Consider the following 5,750-nt stretch of genomic DNA (forward strand, 5'->3'; position numbering starts at 1 on the left):
GAGAGTTCCATAAAAAAGGGTCCATGATGAACATGAACCCTTTTTACACCTGCCACTGGATCGGTCAACCGATCCTTAAATGATCGGCATTAGCCTTTAAGGCTGCTTTTTTTTGTGGCTAAAAGCGCAAACGTATCAGCCGTTATTGGCGGCGATAATTTTTGCGACTCTTTCCGCCTCGGCATTCAGTTGCAGCTGGCGATAGGCGTTTTCCATCAGTGGCAGCGCGTCATGCGTAGCCTGCGTATCCGGATAATCGCGCATCATGCCCTCAACACGGTTAACAACCGCGACATAAGCCTCACGCTTGGTATAGAATTGCGCCACCGAAAGCTCATATTTTGCCAGACGATCTTTCAGGTAGACCTGACGCTTGTATGCATCAGCCGCGTACTGGCTGTTTGGATAACTGCGCAGCAGCTGTGCAAAGTCGCGAAATGCATCACGAGCATGGGTAGGATCGCGATCGGAACGGTCGATACCGAAAAAGCCCTGTAATGCCGAATCGTCCAGCGCCATATCCGTCAGCCCTTTCATATAGATGACGTAATCGATATTAGGATGCGTTGGATTCAAACGCATGAAGCGGCTGATGGCAGCTTGTGCCATGGGCAGATCGGCATTTTTATAGTACGCGTAAATCAAATCCAACTGAACCTGCTGCGAATAGGGACCGAAGGGATAACGATTATCCAGCGCTTCCAGTTGCTTAATCGCCGCTTTAAAGTTACCGTCCTGCAGCTTTTGTTGCGCTGTAGCATAGATTTCAGAAGGCGGGTTGTCCGGTACCGCGTCATTTGAGCCGGAACAACCAACAAGTGCCAGGCTCAGTGTGGCTGCAGCCACCAGATATTTCATACGCGTCATGACGAAGTGATTATCCTCAAAATGTTATGGCGGAAGCTGTCCGTATAGCTCCCGGTAATGACCAGGTACGATAGCACATTATATTAAACGGCATCGCCGTAAAACCCAACGTTAACGAAGAAGCTGTATATGGCACAACAAGTTCAACTCACCGCAACGGTATCCGAGTCACAACTCGGACAACGTTTAGATCAAACTTTGGCGGAATTGTTCCCTGATTATTCACGTTCTCGCATAAAAGAATGGATTCTCGACCAGCGCGTCAGTGTTAACGGCACTGTTATTGATAAGCCAAAAGAAAAAGTGCTTGGCGGCGAGCGCGTATCTATCGATGCAGAGATCGAAGAAGAGCAGCGCTGGGAACCGCAAAACATCCCGCTGGATATCGTTTACGAAGATGAAGATATCATCGTCATCAATAAACCACGTGACTTTGTGGTGCACCCGGGCGCGGGAAATCCCGATGGCACCGTACTCAATGCACTGCTGCATCACTATCCGGCCATTATGGATGTACCGCGCGCAGGTATTGTCCATCGTCTGGACAAAGACACGACCGGGCTAATGGTAGTGGCGAAAACCGTACCGGCGCAAACGCACCTTGTAGATTCACTGCAGCGTCGCGAAATTACACGCGAATATGAAGCCGTGGCAATTGGTACGATGACAGCTGGCGGGACGGTAGATGAACCGATTAGCCGTCACTCGACAAAACGTACTCATATGTCTGTGCACCCAATGGGGAAACCGGCTGTAACCCATTATCGCATCATGGAGCATTTCCGTGCCCATACGCGGTTACGTTTACGACTGGAGACCGGCCGTACGCACCAGATTCGTGTGCATATGTCGCATATTAATCATCCTCTGGTGGGCGATCCGCTTTATGGTGGTCGTCCGCGTCCGCCAAAAGGGGCATCTGAAGACTTCATTACCACGCTGCGCGGATTTGATCGTCAGGCGCTGCACGCTACGATGCTTCGTCTTTACCATCCTATCTCAGGTATTGAAATGGAGTTTCATGCTGCGATTCCTCAGGACATGATCGATCTGATTGATGCGTTGAAAGCGGATACAGAGATGTTCAAGGATCAACTGGACTGGCTATGAGCCTGATTATTCCACAATGGCCTGCGCCTGATCGGGTGCGCGCCGCCTCAACCTTACGTCAGGGCGGGGTCAGTGAGGGCAACTGGTGTTCGCTGAATCTGGGCAGCAATGTGGGTGACAAGCCGCAGCATGTGGCGGCTAACCGAGAGCGGCTGGTCTCGCTTGCGGCGTTGCCGGCGATGCCACAGTGGCTTGAGCAGGTCCATTCAACCGACGTTGAACGCCTCAGCGCAGGCGGAAACCTGCCGCTACAGGCAGATGCCTGTATCACCCGTGATACGGGCGTGGTGTGTGCGGTAATGACGGCTGACTGTTTGCCCGTGTTGTTCTGTTCGGATGACGGCAGCGAAGTAGCTGCGGCTCATGCCGGATGGCGTGGGCTGTGTGGCGGCGTCCTGGAAAATACGCTGGCCCAGTTTCAGGCTGCTCCCGCTCATATCCACGCCTGGCTCGGTCCGGCAATTGGCCCTGATGCATTTGAAGTCGGTGCGGAAGTTCGTCGTGCGTTTGTGGAGAAAGACCCACAGGCCGCCGCCGCTTTTCGTCCAGCGGGCGAGAAATTCTACGCCGACATCTGGCTGCTGGCCCGTCAGCGGCTGCACGCCGCAGGAGTGAAATCCGTTAGCGCGGACTCACGCTGCACCTTTCACGAGCAGGAGGATTTCTTCTCCTATCGTCGCGATGGTGTCACCGGCCGTATGGCAACTTTAATTTGGCTGTTATAGTCTTAGCCCATAAGACGATCCAGACAGCGCATTTTTTACTCCTATCTCAGGTCATTAACCTTGAAAATTTGAGGAATGACCTCATTTTAATCTCCAGTAGCATTTGACCTGTAATGGGAGGAATTATGCGTCTGGATCGTCTTACTAATAAATTTCAACTCGCTCTCTCCGACGCGCAGTCTTTGGCTCTGGGACACGACAACCAGTTCATTGAACCTTTACACCTGATGAGTGCGTTGCTCAAACAGGAGGGCGGTTCTGTTGCGCCGCTGTTGTCCTCAGCCGGTGCTGACGTCGCAGCGTTACGTACGCAGATTGATCAGGCTATTGACCGTCTGCCTCAGGTTGAAGGCAGCGACGGCGATGTGCAACCTTCTGCCGATCTCATCCGAGTGCTTAACCTGTGCGACAAGCTGGCACAGAAGCGCAACGACAACTTTATCTCATCTGAATTATTTGTTTTGGCAGCCCTGGATTCACGTGGCTCGCTGGCGGATATTTTGAAATCCGCAGGTGCCACCAGCGAAAAGCTCACCAAAGCGATTGAACAACTTCGTGGAGGCGACAACGTGAACGATCAAGGTGCTGAAGATCAGCGTCAGGCTTTAAAAAAATACACGATTGATCTCACCGAACGCGCCGAAAAAGGCAAGTTGGACCCGGTGATTGGGCGTGACGAAGAGATTCGCCGCACCATCCAGGTGTTGCAGCGTCGTACTAAAAACAACCCGGTGTTAATCGGTGAGCCTGGTGTGGGTAAAACTGCCATCGTTGAAGGGCTGGCACAGCGCATTATCAATGGTGAAGTGCCGGAAGGGCTGAAAGGCCGCCGTGTACTCGCATTGGATATGGGAGCGCTGGTGGCGGGGGCGAAATACCGTGGTGAATTCGAAGAGCGCCTGAAAGGGGTACTTAGCGACCTGTCAAAACAGGAAGGCAATGTCATTCTGTTTATCGACGAACTGCATACGATGGTTGGTGCGGGTAAAGCAGACGGTGCGATGGATGCCGGTAATATGCTCAAGCCTGCGCTGGCTCGTGGTGAGCTGCACTGCGTTGGTGCCACCACGCTGGACGAGTATCGCCAGTACATAGAAAAAGATGCCGCCCTGGAGCGTCGTTTCCAGAAAGTGTTTGTGGCAGAGCCAAGCGTTGAAGATACCATCGCGATTTTGCGTGGTTTGAAAGAGCGCTATGAGCTGCACCACCACGTGCAGATCACTGACCCGGCTATCGTCGCAGCCGCCACGCTTTCACACCGCTACATCGCCGACCGCCAGTTGCCGGACAAGGCAATTGACCTGATTGACGAGGCAGCATCCAGTATCCGTATGCAGATTGACTCCAAACCTGAAGCGCTGGATCGTCTGGAACGCCGCATTATCCAGTTGAAGCTGGAACAGCAGGCGTTGAAGAAAGAGTCTGACGATGCCAGCGTCAAGCGTCTGGATATGCTGGAAGCCGAGCTAAACCAGAAAGAGCGTGAATATGCCGAGCTGGAAGAAGAGTGGAAAGCGGAAAAAGCCTCGTTAACGGGTACGCAGAATATTAAAGCGGAACTGGAGCAGGCACGGCTTACGCTTGAGCAGGCTCGTCGTTCCGGCGATCTGGCGCAGATGTCAGAACTGCAGTATGGCAAGATCCCGGCGCTGGAAAAACAGTTGGCTTCCGCTACACAGGCTGAAGGCAAGACCATGAAGCTGCTGCGCAACCGCGTAACAGATGTAGAGATTGCCGATGTCCTGGCGCGCTGGACGGGTATTCCGGTCGCTCGCATGATGGAAGGGGAGCGTGACAAACTTCTGCGTATGGAGCAGTCGCTTCACTCACGCGTGATTGGACAGGATGAAGCGGTTGAAGCGGTTTCTAATGCCATTCGCCGTAGCCGCGCAGGTCTGGCCGATCCAAATCGTCCTGTCGGGTCGTTCCTGTTTCTGGGGCCAACCGGGGTAGGTAAAACGGAATTGTGTAAATCACTGGCTAACTTCCTGTTTGACAGTGACGATGCGATGGTTCGTATCGACATGTCCGAATTTATGGAGAAACACTCCGTATCGCGGCTGGTGGGTGCACCTCCCGGTTATGTCGGCTATGAAGAGGGTGGTTATCTGACTGAAGCGGTTCGCCGTCGTCCTTATTCGGTGATCCTGCTGGATGAGATTGAGAAGGCGCATCCCGATGTCTTCAATATCCTGCTGCAGGTGCTGGATGATGGCCGGTTGACGGACGGGCAAGGACGCACTGTTGATTTCCGCAATACGGTTGTGATCATGACGTCTAACCTGGGTTCAGATTTGATTCAGGAACGTTTCGGTAATCTGAATTATGCCGAGATGAAAGGGCTGGTCATGGGCGTTGTGGGTCAGCATTTCCGTCCGGAGTTTGTGAACCGTATTGATGAAGTGGTGGTGTTCCATCCGTTGGGTGAGCAGCATATTGCTTCTATTGCTCAGATTCAGCTACAGCGATTGTATAAACGTCTGGAAGACCGAGGCTATCAGCTGCATATCTCTGAAGCCGCAATCAAACTGCTGGGTGAAAACGGTTATGACCCGGTTTACGGTGCGCGTCCATTGAAACGCGCTATCCAGCAGCAGATAGAAAACCCACTGGCACAGCAGATTCTTTCTGGTGCGCTGGTTCCGGGCAAAGTGATTGAGATGGATGTAAAAGACGACGTCATTACGGCGCATCAGTAAGGTCATCTCTGCAAAAACGGGCGAAATGCCCGTTTTTTGTACCTGCTAGTTGCGGTTTGGGTGGTTTTTAAAGCGCATTGCCTGGAAAGTGAGCACTCGAAAGATTTATTTGAATTAGCGCTTGTCAGCCTAAAATATTTGCCTATAATGCGCCTCCACTGACACGGCACAACGGCTTACGGAATGCGGTGTTGAGAGGTTCAGGAAACTGAACCGCCGGAGAAAAACTTCTGAAAAATAAGTTGACTCTGAAAGAGGAAAGCGTAATATACGCCACCTCGCGACAGACGGTTAACCCGCTGTTCGCACTGCTCTTTAACAATTTATCAGACAATCTGTGTGGGCACTC

At 52.4% G+C, this 5,750-nt stretch carries 4 protein-coding genes; 3 read left to right on the plus strand and 1 reads right to left on the minus strand.

Annotated elements, in window-relative coordinates; genetic code table 11:
* Positions 1–135: 135 nt before the first annotated feature.
* Positions 136–867, minus strand: a complete 732-nt coding sequence (gene bamD / locus FBY13_RS23240) for an outer membrane protein assembly factor BamD (protein WP_063880703.1) — start codon at positions 865–867, stop codon at positions 136–138.
* Positions 868–996: 129 nt separating this feature from the next.
* Here bamD and rluD point away from each other — a divergent pair, with 129 nt between their 5' ends.
* From rluD to clpB, 3 genes are all read left to right on the plus strand, one after another.
* Positions 997–1,977, plus strand: a complete 981-nt coding sequence (gene rluD, locus FBY13_RS23245; RefSeq protein ID WP_063880702.1) for a 23S rRNA pseudouridine(1911/1915/1917) synthase RluD — start codon at positions 997–999, stop codon at positions 1,975–1,977.
* Positions 1,974–2,702, plus strand: coding sequence for a purine nucleoside phosphorylase YfiH (yfiH, locus tag FBY13_RS23250; protein WP_145395271.1), 729 nt, complete (start codon positions 1,974–1,976; stop codon positions 2,700–2,702). Before rluD ends, yfiH begins: the two co-directional genes overlap by 4 nt.
* A gap of 125 nt (positions 2,703–2,827) precedes the next feature.
* The gene (gene clpB, locus FBY13_RS23255) at positions 2,828–5,401 is read left to right on the plus strand and encodes an ATP-dependent chaperone ClpB (RefSeq protein ID WP_145395272.1); all 2,574 of its coding nucleotides are present in this window, start codon (positions 2,828–2,830) and stop codon (positions 5,399–5,401) included.
* Positions 5,402–5,750 lie beyond the last annotated feature (349 nt).

This window comes from Pantoea sp. SJZ147 (assembly GCF_007828605.1).
GTDB lineage: Bacteria > Pseudomonadota > Gammaproteobacteria > Enterobacterales > Enterobacteriaceae > Pantoea > Pantoea allii.

What these genes read in the sequence shown, in the direction of transcription:
- clpB (WP_145395272.1), top strand. Translation starts at nt 2,828, where the DNA reads ATGCGTCTGGATCGTCTTACTAATAAATTTCAACTCGCTCTCTCCGAC.
- rluD (WP_063880702.1), top strand. Translation starts at nt 997, where the DNA reads ATGGCACAACAAGTTCAACTCACCGCAACGGTATCCGAGTCACAACTC.
- yfiH (WP_145395271.1), top strand. Translation starts at nt 1,974, where the DNA reads ATGAGCCTGATTATTCCACAATGGCCTGCGCCTGATCGGGTGCGCGCC.
- bamD (WP_063880703.1), bottom strand. Translation starts at nt 867, where the DNA reads ATGACGCGTATGAAATATCTGGTGGCTGCAGCCACACTGAGCCTGGCA.